General features: G+C 49.5%; 17 protein-coding genes, 1 pseudogene and 1 riboswitch. Of the genes and pseudogenes, 3 read left to right on the forward strand and 15 right to left on the reverse strand.

Annotated features, from left to right (window positions below; all coding sequences use genetic code 11):
- Positions 1-14: 14 nt before the first annotated feature.
- The gene (locus H8S18_RS12665; protein WP_186858642.1) at positions 15-752 is read right to left on the reverse strand and encodes an energy-coupling factor ABC transporter permease; all 738 of its coding nucleotides are present in this window, start codon (positions 750-752) and stop codon (positions 15-17) included.
- 120 nt (positions 753-872) lie between these two features.
- Positions 873-1,058: riboswitch (cobalamin riboswitch) on the reverse strand.
- A gap of 637 nt (positions 1,059-1,695) precedes the next feature.
- Between H8S18_RS12665 and H8S18_RS12670 the strand changes: the two genes are divergently transcribed.
- Positions 1,696-2,310: a hypothetical protein gene (locus H8S18_RS12670; RefSeq protein WP_186858643.1), complete on the forward strand. Its 615-nt coding sequence runs from the start codon at positions 1,696-1,698 to the stop codon at positions 2,308-2,310.
- Between the two features lie 252 nt (positions 2,311-2,562).
- Here H8S18_RS12670 and H8S18_RS12675 read toward each other — a convergent pair whose 3' ends face one another.
- Positions 2,563-2,742, reverse strand: coding sequence for a hypothetical protein (locus H8S18_RS12675; protein ID WP_186858644.1), 180 nt, complete (start codon positions 2,740-2,742; stop codon positions 2,563-2,565).
- Between the two features lie 100 nt (positions 2,743-2,842).
- On the opposite strand from H8S18_RS12675, the gene yaaA reads away from it, so the two are divergent.
- Complete coding sequence (gene yaaA / locus H8S18_RS12680) at positions 2,843-3,586, forward strand: peroxide stress protein YaaA (RefSeq protein WP_186858645.1); 744 nt, start codon at positions 2,843-2,845, stop codon at positions 3,584-3,586.
- Positions 3,587-3,674: 88 nt separating this feature from the next.
- On the opposite strand, the gene H8S18_RS12685 is transcribed toward yaaA, so the two are convergent.
- The 5 genes and pseudogenes from H8S18_RS12685 to H8S18_RS12705 all read right to left on the reverse strand — a co-directional run bounded on the left by H8S18_RS12685 (position 3,675) and on the right by H8S18_RS12705 (position 10,656).
- Positions 3,675-4,742, reverse strand: coding sequence for a DNA recombination protein RmuC (locus tag H8S18_RS12685; protein ID WP_186858646.1), 1,068 nt, complete (start codon positions 4,740-4,742; stop codon positions 3,675-3,677).
- Between the two features lie 421 nt (positions 4,743-5,163).
- Positions 5,164-5,304: pseudogene (locus H8S18_RS12690) on the reverse strand (transposase); the annotation flags it as partial.
- A 39-nt stretch (positions 5,305-5,343) separates the two neighbouring features.
- Positions 5,344-7,815, reverse strand: coding sequence for an alpha-ketoacid dehydrogenase subunit alpha/beta (locus H8S18_RS12695; RefSeq protein WP_186858647.1), 2,472 nt, complete (start codon positions 7,813-7,815; stop codon positions 5,344-5,346).
- Positions 7,816-7,867: 52 nt separating this feature from the next.
- Positions 7,868-9,232: a dihydrolipoyl dehydrogenase gene (lpdA, locus tag H8S18_RS12700; protein ID WP_186858648.1), complete on the reverse strand. Its 1,365-nt coding sequence runs from the start codon at positions 9,230-9,232 to the stop codon at positions 7,868-7,870.
- A 167-nt stretch (positions 9,233-9,399) separates the two neighbouring features.
- On the reverse strand, positions 9,400-10,656 hold the full coding sequence (locus H8S18_RS12705) for a dihydrolipoamide acetyltransferase family protein (RefSeq protein ID WP_186858649.1): 1,257 nt from the start codon (positions 10,654-10,656) through the stop codon (positions 9,400-9,402).
- 221 nt (positions 10,657-10,877) lie between these two features.
- Between H8S18_RS12705 and rlmD the strand changes: the two genes are divergently transcribed.
- A complete protein-coding gene (gene rlmD / locus H8S18_RS12710) occupies positions 10,878-12,224 on the forward strand; it encodes a 23S rRNA (uracil(1939)-C(5))-methyltransferase RlmD (RefSeq protein WP_186858650.1) in 1,347 nt (448 codons plus the stop codon).
- A gap of 555 nt (positions 12,225-12,779) precedes the next feature.
- Here rlmD and H8S18_RS12715 read toward each other — a convergent pair.
- From H8S18_RS12715 to H8S18_RS12750, 8 genes are all read right to left on the reverse strand, one after another.
- Positions 12,780-15,245 (reverse strand): alpha-ketoacid dehydrogenase subunit alpha/beta, encoded by a 2,466-nt coding sequence (locus tag H8S18_RS12715; protein ID WP_186858651.1) that lies wholly within the window; start codon positions 15,243-15,245, stop codon positions 12,780-12,782.
- Between the two features lie 18 nt (positions 15,246-15,263).
- Positions 15,264-16,631 (reverse strand): dihydrolipoyl dehydrogenase, encoded by a 1,368-nt coding sequence (gene lpdA / locus H8S18_RS12720; RefSeq protein ID WP_186858652.1) that lies wholly within the window; start codon positions 16,629-16,631, stop codon positions 15,264-15,266.
- 10 nt (positions 16,632-16,641) lie between these two features.
- Positions 16,642-17,901 carry a dihydrolipoamide acetyltransferase family protein gene (locus tag H8S18_RS12725; RefSeq protein WP_186858653.1) on the reverse strand — a complete coding sequence of 420 codons (1,260 nt, stop codon included), beginning with the start codon at positions 17,899-17,901 and terminating at the stop codon, positions 16,642-16,644.
- 213 nt (positions 17,902-18,114) lie between these two features.
- Positions 18,115-19,080 carry a sugar-binding transcriptional regulator gene (locus H8S18_RS12730; protein WP_186858654.1) on the reverse strand — a complete coding sequence of 322 codons (966 nt, stop codon included), beginning with the start codon at positions 19,078-19,080 and terminating at the stop codon, positions 18,115-18,117.
- Between the two features lie 54 nt (positions 19,081-19,134).
- Positions 19,135-19,590, reverse strand: a complete 456-nt coding sequence (locus H8S18_RS12735) for a hypothetical protein (protein WP_186858655.1) — start codon at positions 19,588-19,590, stop codon at positions 19,135-19,137.
- Between the two features lie 56 nt (positions 19,591-19,646).
- Entirely contained in the window at positions 19,647-21,146 is a 1,500-nt protein-coding gene (gene xylB, locus H8S18_RS12740; RefSeq protein WP_186858656.1) for a xylulokinase, read from the reverse strand.
- A 1-nt stretch (position 21,147) separates the two neighbouring features.
- On the reverse strand, positions 21,148-22,110 hold the full coding sequence (locus H8S18_RS12745; protein ID WP_186858657.1) for a transketolase family protein: 963 nt from the start codon (positions 22,108-22,110) through the stop codon (positions 21,148-21,150).
- A 6-nt stretch (positions 22,111-22,116) separates the two neighbouring features.
- A complete protein-coding gene (locus tag H8S18_RS12750) occupies positions 22,117-22,974 on the reverse strand; it encodes a transketolase (protein ID WP_186858658.1) in 858 nt (285 codons plus the stop codon).
- Positions 22,975-23,005 lie beyond the last annotated feature (31 nt).

Below are 23,005 nucleotides of genomic sequence, written 5' to 3' on the forward strand. Positions count from 1 at the left end.
GCCGTTTTCCCCCCTTATAGTACGCGAAGTTCTTCCAGTTCCGGCTTCCTGTATTTTTTAATCACCCCGAAGATCACCACCGTCAATATTCCTTCCACAACAGCCAGCGGAAGCTGCGTTACGGCGAAAATCCCAAGGAATTTTATAACAGACTCCATCAGGCTCGTACCCGGGTGCGCCATTCCCATCTGGAAAGAAGTCGTTATATAGGTAATGAGATCTCCCAAAAAGGCCGCGAGGAAAACCGCCACGCTCAAATTTATTTTCATTTTTTTGCAAAGTTTATATATTCCGAAAGAAACCAGGGGGCCTGCAATTGCCATGGAAAATGTGTTTGCGCCTAATGTTGTGATTCCTCCGTGCCCAAGCAGCAGCGCTTGGAATACCAGAATAATAAGCCCGATGACCGAAGTTGCAAACGGCCCGAAAAGGATGGCGGAAAGGCCTACCCCCGTCGGGTGGGAACAGCTTCCCGAAACAGACGGTATTTTTAGCGCTGACAGCACAAAGGCAAATGCCCCGCATAGTGCAAAAAGCACAAGCTTTTTATGCGAACCGGAGATATTTCTTTTAATAGAGAAAAAGCCGGCTGCAATGAAGGGAATACACAGTACGCTCCATACAACCACCCAGGAAGGCTGCAGATATCCTTCCATGATATGCATCGCCCCGGCCTGCGCCTGCCACGCAAACAAGACGCTCACCGCGGCCAGGAGCGCGGTAATATTACGCTCTTTTTTCGAAAATATCATAAGTCACCCTTTCTCTGCGCTGAAAAAATAGTGTAAGCAATAAAAAAAATCCAATACAATTGCATTGGATTACATCAACATAAAATTACCGTAAACTTGCTTCTGTATCCACGCAGAACAAAATCATTCAACTGCAACGGCATGTTTTCTGGCTTAGCTTCATCATATCTTTTCGCCTTCCCAATCAAAGCAATCAGTGGCATAGTTGAAAAGATATTCCGCATTACAGCAACGGGATTGCGCAGGATTCACACCTGACTTCCATGACAATGTCATTTCTGACATTCCTTGCATAGGTTAAGTATACAAAAGTATCAAAAACGTGTCAACATAATATGCCTCTTTCATCCATTATAAAGTATGCGGGAGGCTCGTTGCCCGTTTCCCCGGAAATTTTCATTCATACGGCCCGCCCCGGCTTTTCCTTCCGTATTAATTTTGCCCGCATCGCTCGAAATGCGCTTGCCTGAACGGGCGCGCGGGTTCATATAAACCAGGCGGCGGGCGGTATATTTCCGCTCGTCGCCGCGTATGCAATGCAAAAAACCGCAGCGGCGGATTATGCTTTGCGGTTCAGCGGCTCTTTCACGCGGCAAAAAAGGTTCCTTGCCGTTCCGTTTCTCAAAAAAGACTTGCCCGCTGCAAGCCTTTCATATTGACATTCATTAAACCACCCCCTACAATAAACATAGGGAATTTCCCTGAAAATTTAAAAACGCAGCAGGCCCGGGGTGCGCAACCACCCCGGAACCCTGCTCAAAGGTGCCGACACACCCTCAAGCAGCCCCACTGGGGCACTGCGTTCAAGTATCATTATACAAGCCATTCGCTTGTTGTTCAATGACATTTTGACGCGCGAGGGTATTTGGCGTAGGCCAAGCACCCCGCGCGTTTTTATATTCCACGGGAAATTCCCAACCATTAAAAAAGGTGGTTGGGAATTTTGAGCAGGTTTAGTCACAAAGATATCCTTCTCTATGGGGATGGCAAAGAATATTCCACGCTTTGTTATAAAGACGTTTTCCTTGAAATCGCAGGCCTCCGCACGTCCTTTGAGGCCGTCCGCGGTTCCATTGATGCCTATGTAACGCTGGTTCTCGGGTCTGCGGCCTCGGCGTGGCGGAGTGAAATAGGGCGCAGCGGTACCGAATATTTCCGGGCGGTCGAAAAGCAAATTGATAGGCTGCTCGGCCTTCCGGAAAAAAAATCCGTGGAAGGCGAAACAAAATTTGATATCCTCCCCGGCCTTCTGATCTCATCGTCGGGCGGGAACTACTTTGAAAATGCGTGGAAGGAATATTCCACGGGTACGCTTGAAGAAAGGTTCCCCGCTTATTTTGATTTATCGGCTGCGGATAGGCTCCGCCATGAAATATCGGCCGTAGCGGGTGAAAAAAACGCCGGCCGCATCTTCACAATGCTGTGGCACGCGTTTTATCATTGTTCCTATCGGGAAGTCTTCCTCAAAAGTTTTCTGGATGGAATCACATCTTCCCTGCTGTCTGTCGAGCCGGATACGGCAAACCGCGTGTGGCAGGTTTGGCTGGATAATTTTTAATCCGCCGCGCTTTCCGTAACCGGATGGAAATAAGCGTGCGTGGAACCGGGTTGTCGGTACGTCTGTTTTGCAGTCCCGTTTTCGTATAGTTGGTATATACGTCTGTTTTGCCGCCGCACGATAGCTTCCGTCCTTCCCGCTGTTTTGGGGAACGAATCACGGCTGCAAAAATTGCCGGCTTTATCGCCGTCATTGCGGGTATGGTTTTGGTAAATGGAATAGGACGCGCGGAAAATGGCATTTCAGCGGGCCTTATCTTTCTTCCTTTGGTTTGTACTTCTTTGCCTGCGCGCTGTCACGTTCTTTTTCTTTGTACTTTTCTACGGTTTCCCGGAGTTGTTCGCGCTCCCTGCTTTGTTCCGCTTCATGCGTTTCGTGTAGCTGGCGCGCCTGGTTATCGTGCTCGGCAGCCCTGTGCCCGTGCATTGTCATAATCGTTTCCTCCCGTCATGTTTATTTGCTATAATACACCCTTTTGACACTGCATAAACCTTCCATTTTTGGTATACTGGGGAAATAGAAAGGAACTCTTATGAAAATCATCATCTCCCCTGCAAAAAAAATGAACCGCTATACGGACGAACCTGGATACGCGCGCCTGCCTTTTTTCCTGCGCGAAGCGGAACAGTTGAAAGAATGCCTGCGTGGTTTCTCTTACGAAGCTCTGAAAAGGCTGTTGTGCACCAATGACCGTATTGCCACACTGAATTTTGAACGCTACCGCGATATGGACTTACTGCGGGATCCTGCGCCCGCGCTTTTATCCTATGACGGCATCCAGTATCAATATATGGCCCCGCAGGTTTTTGAACGTTCTTATTTCGATTATGTAGAAAACCACCTGCGCATATTATCCGGCTTTTATGGGCTTTTGCGCCCCCTTGACGGCGTCGTTCCCTACCGGCTGGAGATGCAGGCAAAACTGAAAACGGATTTTTGCGATAACCTGTACGGTTTCTGGGGCGGAAAACTCTATTCCCGGCTCACCAGAAACGATCATACAATCCTGAATCTCGCATCTGCCGAATACAGCCGGGCAATCTCAAAATACCTCACGCCCGAAGTAACCTATATCACATGTACTTTTGGCGAATGGGAAAACGGAAAGATCAGGGAAAAAGGCGTTTACGTAAAAATGGCGCGCGGCGAAATGGTGCGTTTCATGGCGGAAAATAAAATCGAGAAGCCCGGGGACGTAAAATATTTCAACCGCCTCGGCTATTCTTACCGCAGCGGACTTTCTACTCCAACAAATTATATCTTCCTGAAGGGTTGAGTTGTACCCCGCGTTCCGCCGCACCCATGCTCTCCTGCGCCTTGGGGCGCGCTGAAGGCGTTCCTCCGCGGCGCTGGTCAGGGCTGTGTCAGGCGTCGAGTCCTTCCACGTCCGATAATCGGTTCTGAATGCGCTGTGAACGCTTTTGCACCGATTCCAGGTGATTCTGCGCCGCCGCGAGGGAATTTTGCGTTTTCCTCAGCATATCCCCAAATGTTTCAAACTCCCCTTTGATTTCTGCAAGCATGCCTTCGATCGCCGCAGAATGTTCCCGGATGGCCAGCGTGCGGAAACCGGTCTGCAAGCTCGTGAGGAACGCGCCGAGTGTGGACGGGCCGGTAACCATCACGCGGTATTTGCTTTGCAGCCTGTCCACAAGGCCGAGGCGGATAATTTCCGCATACAGCCCCTCCGAAGGCAGGAACATAATAGCAAAATCCGTTGTTTGCGGCGGTTTCACATACTTCTCGCTGATCTTTTTGGCCTCCGTAAGCACGGCCTGTATAAAATCTTTTTGGGCGGCTTGAAGCGCCTGCATATCTCCGCTGTCTCCAAGGGAGAGCACGCGTGCATAGCGGTCCATTGGAAATTTGGAATCGATCGGCAAAAGAATGTCGCTGCCCTCGTCGCGCGGCACTTTTACCGCAAATTCAACTGTACTATCCCTTGTAATACGCGCATTTTCAATAAATTGTCCGGGTGCGAGGAAGTCCGAAAGCAGTTTATAGAGCTGCACTTCTCCCCAAATGCCACGCGTCTTGACCCCAGACAGGATCGTTTTCAAATCACCGATTCCGCTTGTGAGCGCGCGCACTTCACCCATACTTTTATATACTTGTTCAAGCTGTTCATTTACCCGCGCAAAGGATGTGGAAAGTCCGCTTTTTAACGTAGTATCGAGCTTCTGGTCCACTGAAAAACGAATTTCATTTAACTTTTCTTCAACCGTGCGCCGCAGGACTTCAACGCTCTGCCCATTGACGGCGGAAGCTTTGTTTACCGCATCGAGCACCATACCGGAAAGAATCTGGAACTGGCTTGAAAGCTCTGTCCGCAGCGCGGCGTCGCCGCCCGTCTTTTTTCCCTGCCGCACAAGTATAACCGCGCACAGTATTCCGAGCGCCGCAAATCCTGCCGCAATGAAAATCATTTCCATAGAAAAACCTCCGCTTCAATTTTAATCCGGTTTTATCATACCATATCCGAATTGCAAACAAAGGCCGCCGCAGGAAAAAACAGCAGGAAAATTTTTTGCGGGGGCTTTTGTTCATCTGTGCTCATTCTGGAAAGTATATCCTCGGGAAAGGAAAATTCCCTCGTTCTCCCGCCGTTTAAGCAAATTTCCATACTCCATTCAACCGGCTTTCCACGCTTCCGTTCTCTTGGCTTCCGGCATAAAAGAAGCGGTTCCTTTCCTGCCTGCGGAGGAAACCCTATCGTTCAATGATGTGCAATCATAACTGCGCGTTCAGCGCGCAGTTTGCACTAACCCTGTAAGGGTATTTCGCTATCACCGCACCTTAAGGTGCTTGGCAGCCGACTTCCGTGCTGATTACTGGGCTGCCCCTAACAGGGGCTCAGTCCGGTCTTTTTATGTTGTCTGTTGCTTTGTCGTGGTCTTGCTGGTTTTGTATATATTTCTTTATTGTCTCTTCGTTCAGCCCGACCGTGCTAACGTAATAACCCTTGCACCAGAATGTGCGGTTTCCCAAAGCAAAAAAGGGCGGCCTTTTGGCCGCCCTTCCTGTTGCTTTTCATTATACGCCTTTTTTGTCGTTCTCAATCTGCTGGAGGATTGTCTGGTTTGTCGTGCAGGTATGGCCCGGCAGGGGCATAATACGCTCATGCACAGCGTCGATGATCCATTCCGGCTGCGGGAAGAAGTATTCTTCCAGTTCGTGTGCCGGCGTAATCCAGTTCTTTGCGCCCACAACCACCGGCGGTGCGTCGAGGTAATCGAACGCCATCTCGCTGATCGACTGCGCAAAGTCTTTCAGATGGGAACCACGCTCGCAGGCGTCGCCCGTGATGATGATCTTGCCCGTCTTCTTGACGGATTCGATGACCGGCTCGTAGTTGAACGGTACGAGGGAACGTGCGTCGATGATCTCCGTAGAGATACCGTATTTTTCCTGGAGGATATCCGCAGCTTTCGTAACCCTGTACAGCGTCGCGCCGACGGTAAGGATCGTCAGGTCTTTTCCTTCACGCTTAATGTCCGGTTCGCCAATCTTCACTTCGTAATAACCCGCCGGGACTTCCTTCTGGAACATTTCGCCAAGGTCGTACGTTCTCTGGCTCTCGAGGAAGATCACCGGATCCGTTCCGTTGAGGGCCGCATTGAGGAGCCCCTTCGTGTCATACGGCGTTGCCGGGAACACAACCTTAAGGCCCGGGATATGCGTGCACAGCGCCGACCAGTCCTGGGAGTGCTGTGCGCCGTATTTGGAACCAACGGAGCAGCGGAGCACAAAAGGCATCTTCAGAACGTCGCCGCTCATTGCCTGCCACTTGGACATCTGGTTGAACACTTCGTCGCCCGCGCGGCCGATAAAGTCAAGATACATCAGTTCAGACATTACGCGTCCGCCTGCCATCGCATAACCAACGGACGTACCCACAATCGCCGCCTCAGAGATCGGGGAGTTAAAGAACCTGTGGTACGGAATGGATTCCGTAAGGTTCGTATAAGCGCCAAACGCGCCGCCCCAGTCACGGTTGTCTTCGCCATAGGCGATAAACGTCGGATCCTGGTAGAATTTATCGATGGTCGCTTCAAAGATCGCATCGCGGTTCTGGAATGTCCTGTTCTTGGAAACAGGCTTGCCGTCCGCTTCGTATGCGCTCCGCACCTTCTTCGCCAGCTTCTGTACACGCGGATTTTCTTCCTTGGGCATGAGGACGTCAGGCTTCCTCGTCGTATCCATACTCGGGATTTCGAGGTTTGTAAACATCATGTCCGCAATTGCGTTCGGGTCTTTATCCAGATTGAGGCGCGGGGAAATCGTCTCGTCTTTGCCGAGTTTCACTGCCCATGTCATATCCTTGCGGATTCCAAGCTCGATTTCCTTAAGTTCTTCTTCGGTTGCCACGCCCGCTTCGATCATCTGCTGGCCAAATACTTTAATGGAGTCGATTGCTTCCCATGCGGCGATTTCTTCCTTTGTACGGTAAGAAGACGAGTCGGACGGGCTATGGCCGGAAACCCTGTAGGTCACGACGTCGAGGAGCACCGGTCCTTTGCGGTCTTCGATAATTTTCCGCTTGCGGCGGTAAGCGTCGATCACTGCCAGCGGGTTCATGCCGTCGATGCGCTCCGCATGCATTTCGTCAGGATTGAGGCCCGCGCCCAGGCGCGCGACTTCATGATATCCCATCGTCTCGCCGCAGGTCTGTCCGCCCATGCCATAGCTGTTATTCCAGATATTATAGATGATCGGCAGGCCGCCCTTGTGGTCTTCGTCCCACAACGTATTATACTGGTCCATTGTCGCAAAGTTCATCGACTCGTAAACAGGGCCGCAGCCAATCGAACCATCGCCAATATTGCAGATAACCATGCCCGGTTTCTGGTTGACCCGTTTAAAAAGCGCCGCGCCCGTGGAAATCGGTCCGCTGCCGCCCACGATTGCATTGTTCGGGAAAATGCCGAAAGGAATAAAGAACGCATGCATCGATCCGCCAAGCCCGCGGTTAAAGCCTGTCTGGCGGCCCCATGTTTCGGCGATCATGCCATACAGCAGGAACTCACGCGCCATATCTTTCACGTCTTTATACTGCGTATGTTCTTTCACAACGGCAAATGTCTCGCCGTCGAAGAAGTTCTCCATGATTTCCAGAAGCTGCTCGTCGGAAAGTTTCTCGATGCACGACATACCCTTTGCAAGGATTTCGCCGTGGCTTCTGTGGGAACCAAAGGAGAAGTCGTCCATGCCGAGTTCGAATGCCTGGCCAACATAAGCCGCCTCCTGGCCAATCCCAAGGTGGGCCGGGCCCGGATGGTTATATTCGATGCCTTCATACTGCCCCGTCGTTTTGATGGAATTGAGCATCGTTTCAAACTCGCGGACAACCCACATATCGCGATAGATATGTTTGAATTCTTCCTTGGTGAAGTTCTTCACTTCGTCCTTGACCGTCTTCTGGTAAGTGTTCATCGGGATATCTTTGAACGTGATCTTACCCGGTTTTCTCATTTGCTTCGGATCAATCGTCAAACACTTTGTCATTGTTTTTCTCCTTTATCTATAGACACTAATAATTTACAAATTTACAGCCGCCTTAAAGCTGCCAGATTGCTTCACGAATAATTTCGCTGACCGTTGGATGCGGGAACACGATTTTCTTAATCGCTTCAATATTCATTTCCTTGTCAACCAGGGCGTCCGCGCCCCAAATAATCTCGGAAGAATAGTTCGTAATCATGTGCACGCCGAGCAGCTTATTCCACTTATTGTCCACAATGATTTTGATGAAGCCGTTGCCGCCCTCGTTTTCCGCCACGTAACGGCCCGCAAACTGCATCGGGACTTTTTTCACCGTCACGTCAAGGCCCTTTTCTTTCGCGCTCTGCTCTGTTTCGCCCACACCCGCGACTTCCGGGTTCGTATAGATGACGCCCGGAATCGCGTTATATTTCATTTTATCTTTTTTGCCAAGCATGTTATTAACGGCAACTTCCGCTTCACGGTACGCCGTATGCGCAAGCATGGATCTTCCGTTTACATCTCCTGCCGCATACACTTCCGGAAGGTTCGTCTTCATATGCTCGTCCGTCACAACCGCGCCGCGCTCCGTGAGCACGCCGATGTTCTCGAGGCCAATACCTTGTGTGTTCGCTTTCCGTCCGATGCACACCAGCGTCTTGTCGCACTGCGCTTTCTGCTGCTTGCCTGCTTCCTCGTAAACGACTGCCCCATCCTCGATTTTTGTAACCTTGCAGCCCATCTTAAAGGCAATGCCCTTATCTTCATAGTTTTTCTTAAGCAGCTTTGCAATGTCCGTATCGATCGGCCCGCCAATCTGGTCGAGCATCTCGATCACCGTTACTTCGCTGCCCGCGGAATTGAAGTAGCTTGCCATTTCAAGGCCGATCACGCCGCCGCCAATAACAACCAGCTTCTCCGGTACTGCTTCGATGTCAAGGATTTCGCGGTTGGTAAGTGCAAAGCCTTTTTCATACTGGTCGTGAAGACCGTCGATCGGCGGCATCGCCGCTTCGCTGCCCGTTGCGATCAACAGGCGCCTGCCTGCATAAATCTTGCCGTCCGCTTCCACTTCATATCCGTCCGGGCCTTTGCCCTTAATCACGCCCGCTGCGCGTACCCACTCGACTTTCAGGCCCTTCAGCATGGATGCGATGCCGCCGGTAAGCGACTTCACCACTTTGTTTTTACGGGCAACAACTGCCGGATGATCGATCTCGATGCCCTGGCATTTTACGCCGTATTTATCCCCATGCTGCGCGCCGTCTTTGATTTTTGCCGAATACAGAAACGTCTTGGAGGGAATGCAGCCCTCGTTAAGGCACACGCCGCCTACATTTCTCTTTTCAATCAGAACAACCTTCATGCCCTCGTGCGCCGCGCGCTCACAGGCAAGGTACCCTGCCGGGCCTCCGCCCAGTACCACCAAATCATAACTCATAAATAACCTCCAAAGTTTATAAAGCCGCCGGAATCAGGCCGGCTGGAACCTTCGCAGGGCAAAAAACTTATGCGGGCGCGTATTGCTGCATACGCAGCCGGGCAATAAGTTTTCACCGGTATGCCAAGCATTTCAGCAAAATTGCGAAGCTTCAGGCGGCCTGCCGTTTATTTCGCCAAAAGCGCCATAAAATTTTCCAGTGTTTTGCACAATTCCTGCGCGAAACGCGAAGCCGGCGCACCGTCGAGCGCCCTGTGGTCGTAGGTAAGGGAAATTCCCATTGCCTGGTACGGAACCGCTTCCCCATCTACCATCTTAAGCTTCGTCTGGATATTGTTCACGCCGAGGATACCAGTCTGCGGCGGATTGATAACCGGTGTAAAATGTTCTACGCCAAACGTTCCAAGGTTGGAAACCGTGAAGGATGCACCCGAAAGTAAATCGGGAGAAATCGTTCCCTCCTGCGCCTGCTTTGCGAGGTCCTTTGCCGCAATCGCGATTTCGTTCAGGGACATTTTATTCGCTCCGAAAATAGTTGGAACAAGAAGTCCGCGGGGCGTGTCAACCGCCATACCAAGGTTTACGTCCGTAAAATAGCGCATCTTGTCGCCAAGGAAATGTGCGTTCAGATCCTTATGGCCCAGGATCACACGTGAAACTGCGAACAGGATAATATCGTTAAAGGTAATATTTGCAAGGCCCAGCTTTTCCGCATTTTCTTTCACAATTTTGCGGTATGCTATAATCTGTGTCGCGTCGAACGAGAAGGAATGCGTGAGTTGCGCCATTTCGGAAAGGGATGCATGCATGGATTTTGCGATCACCTTCCGGATGTTCGGAAGCGCTACGTCTTCATAGGCCGCCGCAGCTGCAGGAGCCTCTGTAGCCGCGGGAGCTGCCGCCGAAACCATGGCGTCTGCGCCAAGTTTTGAAAGTTCTAAAATATCACGCTCGATAATACGTCCGTTCGGGCCCGTAGGCACCGCCTTTGTAATATCGAGGCTCTGGTTTTCCGCAATTCCTCTTGCACGCGGGGAGATTTTAATGCGGTCTCCATCCTTCGCGCTGCCTGTTGCTGCAACCGCCGGAGCCGCTGCCGCCTGTGCCGGAGCTTCCTGTGCTGCCGGGGCCGCCTCTTCGCCTCCGTCTACCGTTGCCGCCGCCGCGAATCCGGAAATATCCTCGCCCGGCTGCCCGATTACGCACACGTTTTCAAGGCATGGAACATCATCGCCCTCTTCCGCCAGAATTGCAAGCAGCGTGCCCGCTACTTTTGCTTCTTCTTCAAAGGATGCCTTATCCGTTTCATACGAAAAAAGAACATCGCCCTCTGCTACGCTGTCGCCCACATTTTTGTTCCACTTTGTGATAATGCAGCTTTCCACAGATTGTCCCTGTCTTGGCATAATTACCGCTGTTGCCATCGAATTTACCTCCGTTATGGTCAATTTGTTAAAATATGGCGAAAATGTTAATTTCGCATGTTACAAATGCTTCATTTAGCAAATTCGCACATATTCTTGTTAAAATTTAACATTTTTATGTTTTTATTGTAACAAACGATCATTCTCTTTGTCAATGAATTTTGGCACCTTTTGTACGCCTTTTTCTACCAATCTTTCATCATATTTGATATAATAATGCTATGAAAAAAAATGATTTCATTGAACTCACAATTGACGACCTCGGAACAGATGGCCAGGGAATCGGCCATGCGGGGGAATTGGCGGTCTTCGTAGACGGCGCCCTTCCCGGCGAAACCGTGCGGGCTAAAGTAATCGCGCTCAAAAAGAATTACGCCGTGGGAAAGCTGGATGAAATCCTTGCGTCCTCCCCAATGCGGGTCAATCCGCGTTGCCGCGTTTTTGGAAAGTGCGGCGGCTGCACGTTGCAGCATCTTTCGTATGCGGCGCAGCTCCAATTCAAGCAAAGTTATGTGCAGGGCTGTATACAGCGTATCGGCAAACTGGATATCCCGGTAAATTTTCCCCTGCCTGCGCGGCATGAATATCGTTACCGCAACAAAGCTGCTTTTCCCGTCCAGCAAAACGGCGGGCAGGTAGAGGTCGGGTTTTATGCAGCGCATTCGCACCGCATCGTGGATGTAGACGATTGCAAAATCGAACCTTCAAATATCAAAATCGTCATGTCCCAGCTCCGCGTGTGGATTGTAAAAAACCAGATCCCAATTTATGACGAAAAAACGCATACCGGCCTTTTGCGCCATATTGTCCTGCGCGAAAACAAAGCAGGCGAAATTATGCTTGTTTTGTGCATCAACGGGGAAGATATCCCAAGCCGTTCCCATCTTATTATGTTGTTCGAATTTGTACTTCCGCAGGTGAAATCGATCGTATTAAATTGCAACACAAAGCAAACAAATGCGATTCTTGGCGAACGTTCTATTTGTATTTACGGTAAAGACCATTTGTTTGAAACGATTGGCGGCCTCGAATTTAAAATTGGCCCCCAGACCTTCCTGCAAGTGAATTCCGCGCAGACAGAAGCGCTTTATAATACGTTGTTTCGCATGCTCGGCCTCGGCCCGGCCGATTCTGTACTCGACCTCTATTGCGGTGCGGGAACGATTTCGCTTGCCGCAGCTCAGCGTGTCAAAAAAGTCGTTGGCATCGAAATTGTAAAAGAAGCAGTAGACGACGCAAAATTCAATGCAACGCTCAACGGTATAGGAAACGCTGAATTTTTTGCGGGGGATACCGCTGCGCTCCTCCCCTCCGTTCTTGAGCGTGAATGTATCAGCGCCGTGATTGTCGATCCGCCGCGCAAGGGCCTTGACGAATCCGTCGTGCGCATGCTCGCCTCTTCCGGCGTTCCTAAAATCGGTTACGTATCATGCAATCCTTCCACCATGGCGCGCGACCTTGCGCTATTTGCAGAACTCGGTTATAACGCGGGTATGATCCAGCCTGTCGATATGTTTCCGCAAACGACACACGTTGAGTGCGTGGCTTCATTGACTAAGACAGAGTAAGAAAACATAACGGAGTCTTTGCCGCTATGTCGCTATATAAAAATATAGGTATATAATATATATATGTAGAAATCTAATATAAAAAATATATTCTACAGTATACTGTGCAGTTTGAATTTGATAACTTTCTTACGGCAGATGGCTGCTTTTATGAAAACAGATATGTTGGGGTATCAATTTATGTTGGGCGCATAATAGGGCTTGGATGAATTCAACTTGATCTCTGCATATATAATTGGAGTATCCTATGAAAAACTGGAGACCAAGACCATCAGTTTAGTTGACGGTTTGCACTGGCCCTATAGGGGGCTGGTACCAGCCGTATATTTTTATATTTATATCCTTGCACTGCCGTTGTTAAACGGCAATATTACCTTTTTTCTATCGTTCATCCGGTTTGGTGATTTCTGTAACTAGCTAGCGCTAATGACAAAGACCCTCCCCTATCCATGCCAGGGGAGGCTTCACATTTATTTTAAAACGCCATCACAATTGGTATCGTGATGGCGTTTTACAGCATAAAATAGATTTATACTTTTTCTCCGCTTCCTGCGATTATACCCCCAATTTATTCCTACGGTTCATTTCAGTCACAGAAAAGGAATGTTTTGGCGTATATCCCGGCAGCGGCTGGATCTTCTGGTGATACGCGTCCAAAAACCAATCTGCTTGCGGGAAGAAAGAAGCCTCCAGCTCGTATACAGGAGTGATCCAATTTCTCGCGCCTAAAACAACCGGCGGCGCATCCAAATAATTAAATAGCGAAGAACAGATGTTCTGTGCGAAATCATTGATTATCGAGCCTTTCTGGCAAGCATCGCTCGCAATGATAATCCGTCCCGTCTTTTTTACGGATTCCTGAACAGGTTCAAAATTAAAGGGAACAATGCTGCGTGCATCAATTACTTCAGCACTAATGCCATATTGCCCTTCAAAAATATCAGCAGCCTCCAGCGCTTTATATAAGGTAGCGCCAATCGTCAAAATGGTCAAATCCGAACCTTTTTTCTTAACATCCGGTTCTCCGATTGGGATTTCATAGTACTCTTCCGGCACACCACCTTCGTGGAACGTCTCTCCAATTCCGTAAAGAGATTGACTCTCCAGATATATAACCGGGTCAGTTCCTGCGAGCGCCGCATTCAGTAGTCCCTTTGCATCATAAGGAGTGACAGGATAGACAATTTTTAGTCCTGGAACATGCGCACAAATACTTGACCATTCCTGGGAATGCTGCGCGCCGTATTTTGCTCCCACCCCCATGCGCAGTACAACCGGCATCCTGACCTGTCCTGCGGTCATGCTTTGCCATTTGGCAAGCTGGTTTAAAACTTCATCTCCTGCACGGCCCAGGAAATCACAATACATTAGTTCCGGGAGTGCGCGTCCGCCCATCATAGCATACCCTACGGCTGCTCCGACGATTGCAGATTCCGATATTCCCGAATTGAAAAGCCTGTGATAAGGTACGGATTGGTCAAGCTCTTTGTAGGCGCCGTATGCGCTTCCCCATATCCTGAGGTCTTCCCCAAACGAAACCAGGGTAGGATCTTCGTAAAATTTATCGAGCACCGCTTCAAAAATTGCGTCGCGCAATTGGATCACAGCTGAGGAGGGAAGTTTCTTGCCATTCTTCATCCCATCCCTGCTCCGCTTTTTCAGACGCTTAACGCGCGGATTTTCTTCTTTTGGCGCGGAAACATCTGCATCCCCAGCCTCCATTTTGGGTATGTGCCGATTGGAAAACATATATTTTTCAATGGCCTCCGGTTCCCTGAGAAGGTCCATACGCGGGGTTATGGTATCATCAATCGCCAGTTTGAACACAGAAAGAATCATTGCACGTATTTCATTGCGCAGTCCAGCCGTTTGCTCCCACGTCATGATCTTATTTTCCACCAGCTGTTTTTCATAATCGGAGATTGCGTCCTGCGCCTCCCAAGCCCCAATTTCCTCTTGGGTGCGGTTAGGGCTGGCATCAGACGTAGAATGGCCGCAGAAACGATATGTAATTATATCGAGAAGCGCGGGGCCTTGTCCCTCTTGCAGCAACTTTTTTTTACGTTTCATGGCGTCAATCACAGCAAAAACATTGAAGCCGTCTACACGTTCCGCGTGCATCTGTTCTGGATTGATCCCTGCGCCAACGCGTGCAAGAACGCCGTATGCCATGGTCTCGCCATTTGTCTGTCCTCCCATGCCGTATCCATTGTTATTAAAGTTGAACAAAACGGGCAGGCCGCCTTTATAGCTATCCTCCCACAGTGTGTTAAACTGGTCCATGGAAGCAAAATTCATCGCTTCCCATACCGGGCCGCAGCCAAGCGCGCCGTCCCCTGCATTTGCGATTACGATTCCTTTTTTCTTCATATTCTTTTTATACAACGCCGCACCTGCCGCAATCGGAGCACTTCCACCTACGATTGCATTATTTGGATAAACGCCAAAAGGAATGAAGAAAGCATGCATGGAATTTCCAAGCCCTTCCGCAAAACCATTTTTCCGGCCAAAAATTTCTGCCATGATACCGTAAAGATAAAATCTTTTTGCAAGTTCGCGGATTCCTGTGGAAAAATGTTCTTTTACCACCTGATATTGTGCGCCATTGTTCGATTGTTCCATGATTTGCTGAAGCTCATCATCCGTCAATTTGCGCAGTGCGGAAAATCCTTTGGCGATCAGTTCGCCATGGCTCCTGTGCGTACCGAATACAATGTCGTCACGATTAAGTAGGAACGCCTGCCCCACTGCCGCGCTTTCCTGCCCGATTCCAAGATGCGCAGGGCCGGAATAGTTATAGGCAATATCGCAATATTTCCCAGTCAGCCGCAAATCCTGTATCATAGTTTCAAATTCCCGGATTGCCAACATATCATAAAAAATATTAACAAGGTCTTCCTTGGAAAAATCCCCAAGGATATCTTTCATTCTTTTCTGATAGTCGTTCAGGGGAATATCGTTAAACGCCGCAGTTCCCCTTGCCCTGATTTGTTCCGGATCGAGATAAAGTTCTTTTGTCATGTTTTCATACCTCCAGAGTCATTCAGTAAATATCGTTTCACGGATGATCTCACAAACCGTCGGATGCGGAAAGATCGTCCTTTTGATCCCTTCAAGCGGAATCTTGTTCTGTATCATCAAAGTAAGCGGATATATGATTTCGGAAGCATATGAACAAAGCAACGATGCGCCCAGGATCGTTTGCCCTTTTCCATCCAAAACGAGTTTGCAAAATCCGCCGCTCAGGCCATTTTCGGCAATATGCCTCCCATTCAGGTTGATACTTGCTTTTTTGACAATCGTCTGAATTCCTTTTTCAGTTGCCTGTTGTTCCGTAAGGCCGCAGAACGCCGCCTCCGGCTGCGTATAGATCACACCCGGAATTGCAGTGTAATTCATTTCATCTGCCTTCCCCATCATATGATTGACCGCTACCTCGGCCTCCCTATAAGCAACATGTGCAAGCATATATTTTCCATTTACATCACCCGCCGCATATAATCCCGGAATATTGGTTTCACAATGCTTATCCACAACCGGAGCTCCGTGTTCCATATAAAGATTCATACCGGAAAGCCCCGGAATATTCAGGGAGGGCTTGCGTCCCATACACATCAGCAGTTTGTCATAAGGAAATTCCTGCGTTCCGGAAGGTGTTTTTACGCACGCTGTACTGCCGGAAACGTCAAAAATCCGGCTGCCCAGTACAAAATGGATTCCCATATTTTCCAAATTCCTTTGCAATGTTTGAGAAAGTTCCATATCGATCGGGCCGCCAATGTGCCCGGTCATTTCGACGACCGTTACCCGGCTGCCCGCAATACTGAAATAAGCAGCCATTTCAAGCCCAATCACTCCGGCTCCCACAACAACAAGCTGTTCGGGAATTTCTCTCATCTCAAGGATTTCCCGGCTTGTCAGCACCGATCCGTCAGCAAGACCGCCTGCCACTCCCGGAATATTAGGAATAACAGGCTCCGATCCTGTTGCAATCAGCGCTTTGGAAGTGCGAATGGTCTCGTTGCCGCAGGTAAGGACAAAGCCATTATCTTCCTTCCTGAGTCCAGCTTCCGTTTGAATTATATCAATGCCTTTGCGGGCCAAGGCGGAAGACACACCTCCCACGAGCGTCTTCACAACATCCTGTTTTCGGGCTATTGCCCGCGGGTGATGCAAGCGGGGATTTTCACACGAAACGCCAAACTCTTTGCCTTTATACTGCCCGTATTCGAATATCTTTGCGGCATGCAAAAGCGTTTTAGTGGGAATGCATCCCTCGTTCAGGCATACGCCGCCCACTGCGTTTTTTTCCGCCAAAATCACCTTTTTCCCAGCCTCGGCGGCGCGTTCTGCTGCGAGATATCCGGCGGGGCCGCCACCAATCACGGCAATGTCATATGTTTTCATGAAGCGCCTCCTAAATAAGCTGTTCAAATTGTTCCAGGTTTTTACACACTGCCTGCAGGAATCGGGAAGCCGGCGCGCCGTCTACCGCACGGTGGTCGTACGTAAGCGACAAATGCCCCGCAGGATAATACAGTATGCCTTCGTTCGTTTTTTTGACTGCATACTCTATGTTTCCCACACCAAGAATTCCAATCTGGGGCGGATTTAATATGGGGGTGAAGTCCGTTACCCCAAGGCCTCCCAAGTTAGATACGGTAAAAGTCGCGCCTATCATTTCTTCCGGAAGGATACTGCCGCCGCGGCACTTCGCCGCAAGTTCTTTGACTTTCCGTGACAGTTCAACCAAAGAGAGCGTCTGTGCCTTGGGGACTGTAGGCACCATCAAGCCCCGCTCCGTATCCACCGCACAGCCAAGATAGACGTCATCAAAATACTCCATCTCCGCATCGTTGAGCATATGTGCGTTCATATAATTGAACTGCGCCAACGTTTTTGCCGTTGCAAAAAGAATCATATCCGTAATCGTAATGTTTTTTTCGTCTCCCGGCGCAAGCTTCAGCCACTCGCGGTACCGTTGGATAGACGAAGCGTTATATGTCATATGATTGGTAAGCTGGGCAGTATTTCGGAGGGAATCCATCATATTTTTTGCAATCGTGCGCCGGATTGTCGGTATTTTCTCAATTCTTGATCCCTTTCTGTCAGACAGGCCTGTATCGGGCTGTTCGATTCCGAAATCTGTAGGTTTATTCTCCTTTTCCGGGACCGCCTGCATTGCATGGATAATATCCGCTTCAATAATCCTTCCTTCCGCGCCGGACGGAAGGATTCCCGTTACCTTAACCCCATTGACCTCCGCCAGTTGCCGCGCACGCGGCGATAAAAATCCCTGTGGCGCGGTTTCGGGTACGGATGCGGCGAAGTCTTTCTGCGCAGCGCCCGCTCCCCCGGGGACCGCCGGGACGGAAACCGGAGCTTCTTCTACGGTTTCCGCCGCGCCTTTCGCAGGAGAGATATTGCTGATATCTTCCCCAGGTTGCCCAATCACGCATACCGGGGTCATAACCGGAACCACATCATAGGGTTCGTAAAAGCATTTTAGGACTGTCCCTTCCGTTTCTGCATAAACGTCCATGGACGACTTATCCGTCTCGATCGAAAAAAGCGCGTCACCCTTGGCAACAGAATCGTTTTCGGATACAAACCATTCTCCAAGGATGCTGGTATCTTCATTGAGCCCTAAACGGGGCATATTGACAATCTCCGCCATATTACTCCTCCTTAAAATCTAGACTGTCCCTACGGGCCGGCCGTGTGGGACAGCGCTGCCGCAATAACTTTCACCGGATTCCATTTATCCGGCCGATTGCAGTATATCATTTGCAGAATTTCTGTCCAGTAAATCACCGATATCTGGCATAAATCCCAAAAAAATACTCTTTTGAAATTAGTTTCAAAAGAGCGACGCCAGCTTTTGCCCAATTTATTTTTTCAGCATTTTAGCTTTTTTTAAAATATCATTTGCCGTTTTTTCATCTGTATAGAGCCGGTTAATAATGCCTCCGCGCAGGGCTCCCAAAACGGCCTGGCTCTTATGTTTGCCAACCGCAATCCCAATCCGGTTTTCTTTTTCTTTGATGCTGGCAAGCGAAATACCCATAATCCGTTGAGTAATATTGCTCTGGATTTCATTCCCATTGATATCAAAGTGGCGTCCGGCAATATCCCCTACTCCGCCGCTGTGTGCAATTCTGTTATAAACGCTTAAATTATAGGTCCCCTCGTCGGTCAAAAATGTATCCCTTAAATCCATACCGCCAATGGAGAGGATTACGGTCTGCGCCTGATAGCAAAGGTTCATCACGTACCTGATGTTGGAATCAGCGCGCAGGACATCTGCGATATGTTCGGAATCCACCACCAGCGGAGCGGGCATAACAAAGCCCTGCGCGGAAAAAACCTCTGCAAATTTTTCAACAATATGCGCCGCTTTCATTGCCGCGATTGTACCTGTCACAAAACCGCTTAGCATACAAACCTTTACATGGCGCTTTTCGCGCGGCGGCGATACAAGATGCTTGGCAAGGTATTCCGCGGTACGCCCCCAATTGACGCCGACGATTTCTTCGTCCCGGATCAGGGCTGGAATATCGTGCGCCGCATATTCACAGACGTCATCCAGCCGGATAAAATAATCGTCCACAAACGATGGTATTACCACGCAGGAAACACCGAACCAGTCGGACAGCTCTTGTTGAAGCTGGATTACGGTTTCCCCCGAATAATTGATTTTAAATTCCACATATCCTAAATCTACCGCTTTGCGGATCAAGCGGGAAATCGTAGATTTGGAAACATAGGCCCTGCGCGCAATTTCTTCCTGGCTGACCCCTAACTGGTAATATTGCTTTGCCGCACTGATCATCAGTTGAAATTCAGTCTTATTCATTTTCATCTTTTCCGGCAGCAATACGGACAAAAATTCCCGCCTGCGCGTATCCGTTTATTTTGCACTTACCGTTTCCCCAAGCTCTACCATCCATGTATCCATTTCCGGACTGACCACCACCGCCTTGACAGGAGCGTCCTTTTCCAAAGAGATTGGTACAAAATGTGCTTTTCCGGGCGCAACGCAAAGCTGCATCCCCTCTTTTACATGGAGCATAACGCAAGTTTCCAGCAACGGTTTGCCATCTTCCAACGAGCAAAACAACATGACTCCGTCTCCGGAGGTGAAATAGAAAACTTCATAATCAGAATGATATTCCACTTTTGTATACTCCGGATTTTTGCAGCATGCTTCCACCATCCCGCCTGATATTTTGCTGTCCGCAAACTCCGCGGCCAGCCCGGATGGACGCCATGCAAAGTAATCCCCTGTCGGCGTTACTTCGTTTACCATAAATACTTCCAGCCCACTGACCAATCCCGGTTCCCATTCGCGTATATCGACTTGCATATTAAATCCCCTTTCATTTCCCATTCAGTTTTCCATCCGTTTCCCCGCCGGAAAATTCACCGCATTTTTGCAGAATGATTCATGATCGTTTCATTTGCACGGTATAACTCCCGGAAGGTTTCATAGCCTTCGTCATAAATCCCCGCATTCTTTTTGTCGGGATAGTAGTGCCGATTGTCATAGGCCACCAAACAGTCGCAGCCTTCTTTTGCGTCTTGAAAAATTCCTGTTCCGATTCCGGCTATAATGCCTATCCCTAGCGCCGCTTGTTCTTGTGCATGGGTTGATACAACTTCTTTTCCAAATATATCGGCTTGCATTTGCAGCCATAAGCCGCTGCGTGCACCCCCGCCGGAAGCAATGATTCTTTCCGTTTGAATCCCCGTTTCTTCCAAAACCCTGAGAGAATCTTTGAGGGCATATACGACACCTTCCATCACGGCGCGTATCATGTGCCGTGAATCATGCTTCAGTTTCAGTCCGAAAAAAAGCCCTGATGCATCCGGATTCATGTGCGGCGTGCGCTCTCCTCCTAAATAAGGCAGGAACAATACTCCTTCGCTGCCTGCATCGATTTCCGCGGCGCAGACCGTCATTTTTTCGTAGTTTGGAGCCTCCAATATATTATCGCGCAACCAACGCAGCGATATCCCGCCGCCCAGTACCGCTCCGAAAACAGTATAGGATTTTTCCGTTGCATTGCAGAACGTATGTGTGCGTAATTTTCTGTCGTACACATCGTTTCCGGAATAGGTTGCCATGGTACCGCCGGTCCCAATATTGGCGACCAGCAGCCCTTCCCGGTAAACGCCGTTTCCCATAATGAGGCCAGACTGATCCCCCGCGCCGTAAATAACGGGAATTCCTTTCCGAAGGCCTGTTTCCTCGGCCGCGCTTTGCGTTACACAGCCCGCAATATCAACTGATTCATGACAGGGAGGCAGGATACCTCCATCAATATCCAATTGATCCAGCATTTCAAAATACCAGTTGCGGGCGGGCAAATCGAACATCGTTGTAGAAGACGCGTCCGTCACTTCACAGGCCAGCTCTCCGGTCAGCTTCATGCGAATATAATCCTTGGCATTGCAAATCCGGTCAATTTTCCGGTAAATTTCCGGACGTTTTTCCTTGACCCACAGAAGGGAAGGCAATGCAAATCCTGTAAAAATGCGGTTATGGATATGGGCTGCAATGGCTTCCGCACCTACTTTTTCATAAATTTCTTCTACTTGCCTTTTGGAACGCTGGTCCACCCAAATGATAGAAGGCATATTGGGCCTACCGCCTTTATCCAAAGCAACCAAGCCGTGCATCTGCCCCGTAATCCCAATACTTTCTATAGCGTCATATTCTTTCCGGGCATCTTGCTTTAGCTGTCTGAGAACCTCCTTTGAAGCTCGCCACCAGTCTTCCGCATCTTCTTCCGCATAATCGACCTGTGGTACGAACACTTTATAATCTTTTCCTGCTGTTGCTATAATTCCTCTTTCGGTATCTATAACCACTGCCTTTACGCTCTGCGTTCCAAGGTCTATGCCAAGTATGATTGCCATTTCACACCTTCCTTGAAACCATTTTGAGCGCGGCCTCCACGATGTCTCCTGCCGTAATTCCAAACTTTTTCATCAAAAAATTCCTATCGCCGACTTCCCCAAATACATCCGGGGAACCAATACGCTGCATCGGTACCGGACAGCTTTCCACCAGTACTTCAGCAACAGCGGAACCGAGGCCGCCAATCCGGTTATGGTTTTCCGCAGTAACGACTGCTCCCGTTTTTTCCGCACATTCAATCACCAAGTCCCGATCTATCGGCTTTACGGTAAACATATCCACAACCTGTACCGATACGCCTTTTCTTTCTAATTCCCCTGCAGCTTTCAGTGCTTCCTGCACCTCAAGACCACAGGCAATGATGCTGATATCCGTGCCTTCGCGTAATATCATACCTTTTCCGAACTCGAATTTCGTACCTTCTTCATAGTAATTGATCACGCCTTTACGCGGGAAACGGACATAAAACATGCCATAAGTCTCCGCCATTTTCCCGACCGCAGACAGCATAAGATTGGTGTCGGCAATATCCAATATTGTAAGCCCGGGGAATGAACGCAGAACCCCCATGTCTTCCAGCGGCATATGGGTTCCCCCGTTGGTTTCCGCCGCAACGCCGGGGTCACTTCCCATCACTTTTACATTGGCTCCGTTGTAGCAACCGGAAAGGTATAACTGGTCTGCAATCCTGCGTGATGCAAATGCCCCGAAAGAATGAATAAACGGTATTTTTCCATTGACGGACATCCCCGCCGCGACACCCATCATATTGGCTTCCATGATTCCTACGTTAAAACTCTGTTCCGGATACCGCTTAAAAACGTTCCCGGTGCCAAGCGCACCTGCGAGATCCGCCTCAAGGTACACAACGTCGCGGTTCCGTTTCATTGCTTCCATCAACCCTTCGGCAAAAGCCTCACGCATGATGTTTTCTTTTTTCTTTGTTTCTGCTTGATCCTGCATTCCGCTTTACCTCCCTTCCCGGTTATCCGCAGCGCGAAGGGAATCCAATTCCCTGCATGCATCTTCCAGTTCCTGTGCGCTTACGCCGCAGGAATGACAATTGGCCATGGCCTCGTAATGGCTTACCCCCGCGCCTTTCACCGTGTGCAATACAACTGCGCTGGGCTTTTTCTGCTCAGACTTTGCCTGTCCGATCGCATCGGCAACCTGTTCAACGTCATTCCCATCGGCAACGCGAATCGCATGAAATCCGAATGCTTCAAACTTTTTTTCAATTTCTCCGAGACAACAGATTTCCCGTGTGGTGCCATCCAACTGTTTGCCATTGGCATCGATCAACAAAATCAGGTTATTTAACTTCCGATGGGCAATGAACAGGGCCGCTTCCCAAACTTGCCCCTCATCCAGTTCTCCGTCGCCTACAATAGCATAGGTATAGCGATTTTTCCCGTTGAGCTTATCCGCAAAAGCCAATCCGGCGGCAAGCGAAATGCCTTGTCCGAGCGATCCTGTAGTCATATCGACTCCTGGGGTTTTCTTCCTGTCTGTATGACTGGGCAGCATCGTGCCATTCCGGTTCAACGTTTTTAACATTTCCATGGGAAAATAGCCTTTTAAGGCGAGCGCCGCATACATCGCCGGGCCCGAATGCCCTTTCGAGATGACGATATAGTCCCGGTCTTCCCAGTTTGGATTTTGGGGATCAATGTTCATTACACCTCCGTACAACACCGCCAGTGTATCTGCGATAGACAAAGACCCACCGACATGCCCGACGCCCTTGGAGGCGATTGCTTCCAGCAATTTTTTGCGTATTTCTGCCGCAAACGACTTCCATTCTTTCAATTTATCCGGCTCTATCATAATTTCTCCTAACTGATATGCAATGCAATAT

Source organism: Christensenella tenuis (assembly GCF_014287795.1).
Taxonomy (GTDB): Bacteria; Bacillota; Clostridia; order Christensenellales; family Christensenellaceae; genus Christensenella; species Christensenella tenuis.

Bases quoted from the DNA above. Each gene is read 5' to 3' on its own strand.
- H8S18_RS12665 (WP_186858642.1), bottom strand. From the start codon at position 752: ATGATATTTTCGAAAAAAGAGCGTAATATTACCGCGCTCCTGGCCGCG.
- H8S18_RS12675 (WP_186858644.1), bottom strand. From the start codon at position 2,742: ATGACAATGCACGGGCACAGGGCTGCCGAGCACGATAACCAGGCGCGC.
- yaaA (WP_186858645.1), top strand. From the start codon at position 2,843: ATGAAAATCATCATCTCCCCTGCAAAAAAAATGAACCGCTATACGGAC.
- H8S18_RS12685 (WP_186858646.1), bottom strand. From the start codon at position 4,742: ATGGAAATGATTTTCATTGCGGCAGGATTTGCGGCGCTCGGAATACTG.
- H8S18_RS12695 (WP_186858647.1), bottom strand. From the start codon at position 7,815: ATGACAAAGTGTTTGACGATTGATCCGAAGCAAATGAGAAAACCGGGT.
- lpdA (WP_186858648.1), bottom strand. From the start codon at position 9,232: ATGAGTTATGATTTGGTGGTACTGGGCGGAGGCCCGGCAGGGTACCTT.
- H8S18_RS12705 (WP_186858649.1), bottom strand. From the start codon at position 10,656: ATGGCAACAGCGGTAATTATGCCAAGACAGGGACAATCTGTGGAAAGC.
- rlmD (WP_186858650.1), top strand. From the start codon at position 10,878: ATGAAAAAAAATGATTTCATTGAACTCACAATTGACGACCTCGGAACA.
- H8S18_RS12715 (WP_186858651.1), bottom strand. From the start codon at position 15,245: ATGACAAAAGAACTTTATCTCGATCCGGAACAAATCAGGGCAAGGGGA.
- lpdA (WP_186858652.1), bottom strand. From the start codon at position 16,631: ATGAAAACATATGACATTGCCGTGATTGGTGGCGGCCCCGCCGGATAT.
- H8S18_RS12725 (WP_186858653.1), bottom strand. From the start codon at position 17,901: ATGGCGGAGATTGTCAATATGCCCCGTTTAGGGCTCAATGAAGATACC.
- H8S18_RS12730 (WP_186858654.1), bottom strand. From the start codon at position 19,080: ATGAATAAGACTGAATTTCAACTGATGATCAGTGCGGCAAAGCAATAT.
- H8S18_RS12735 (WP_186858655.1), bottom strand. From the start codon at position 19,590: ATGCAAGTCGATATACGCGAATGGGAACCGGGATTGGTCAGTGGGCTG.
- xylB (WP_186858656.1), bottom strand. From the start codon at position 21,146: ATGGCAATCATACTTGGCATAGACCTTGGAACGCAGAGCGTAAAGGCA.
- H8S18_RS12745 (WP_186858657.1), bottom strand. From the start codon at position 22,110: ATGCAGGATCAAGCAGAAACAAAGAAAAAAGAAAACATCATGCGTGAG.
- H8S18_RS12750 (WP_186858658.1), bottom strand. From the start codon at position 22,974: ATGATAGAGCCGGATAAATTGAAAGAATGGAAGTCGTTTGCGGCAGAA.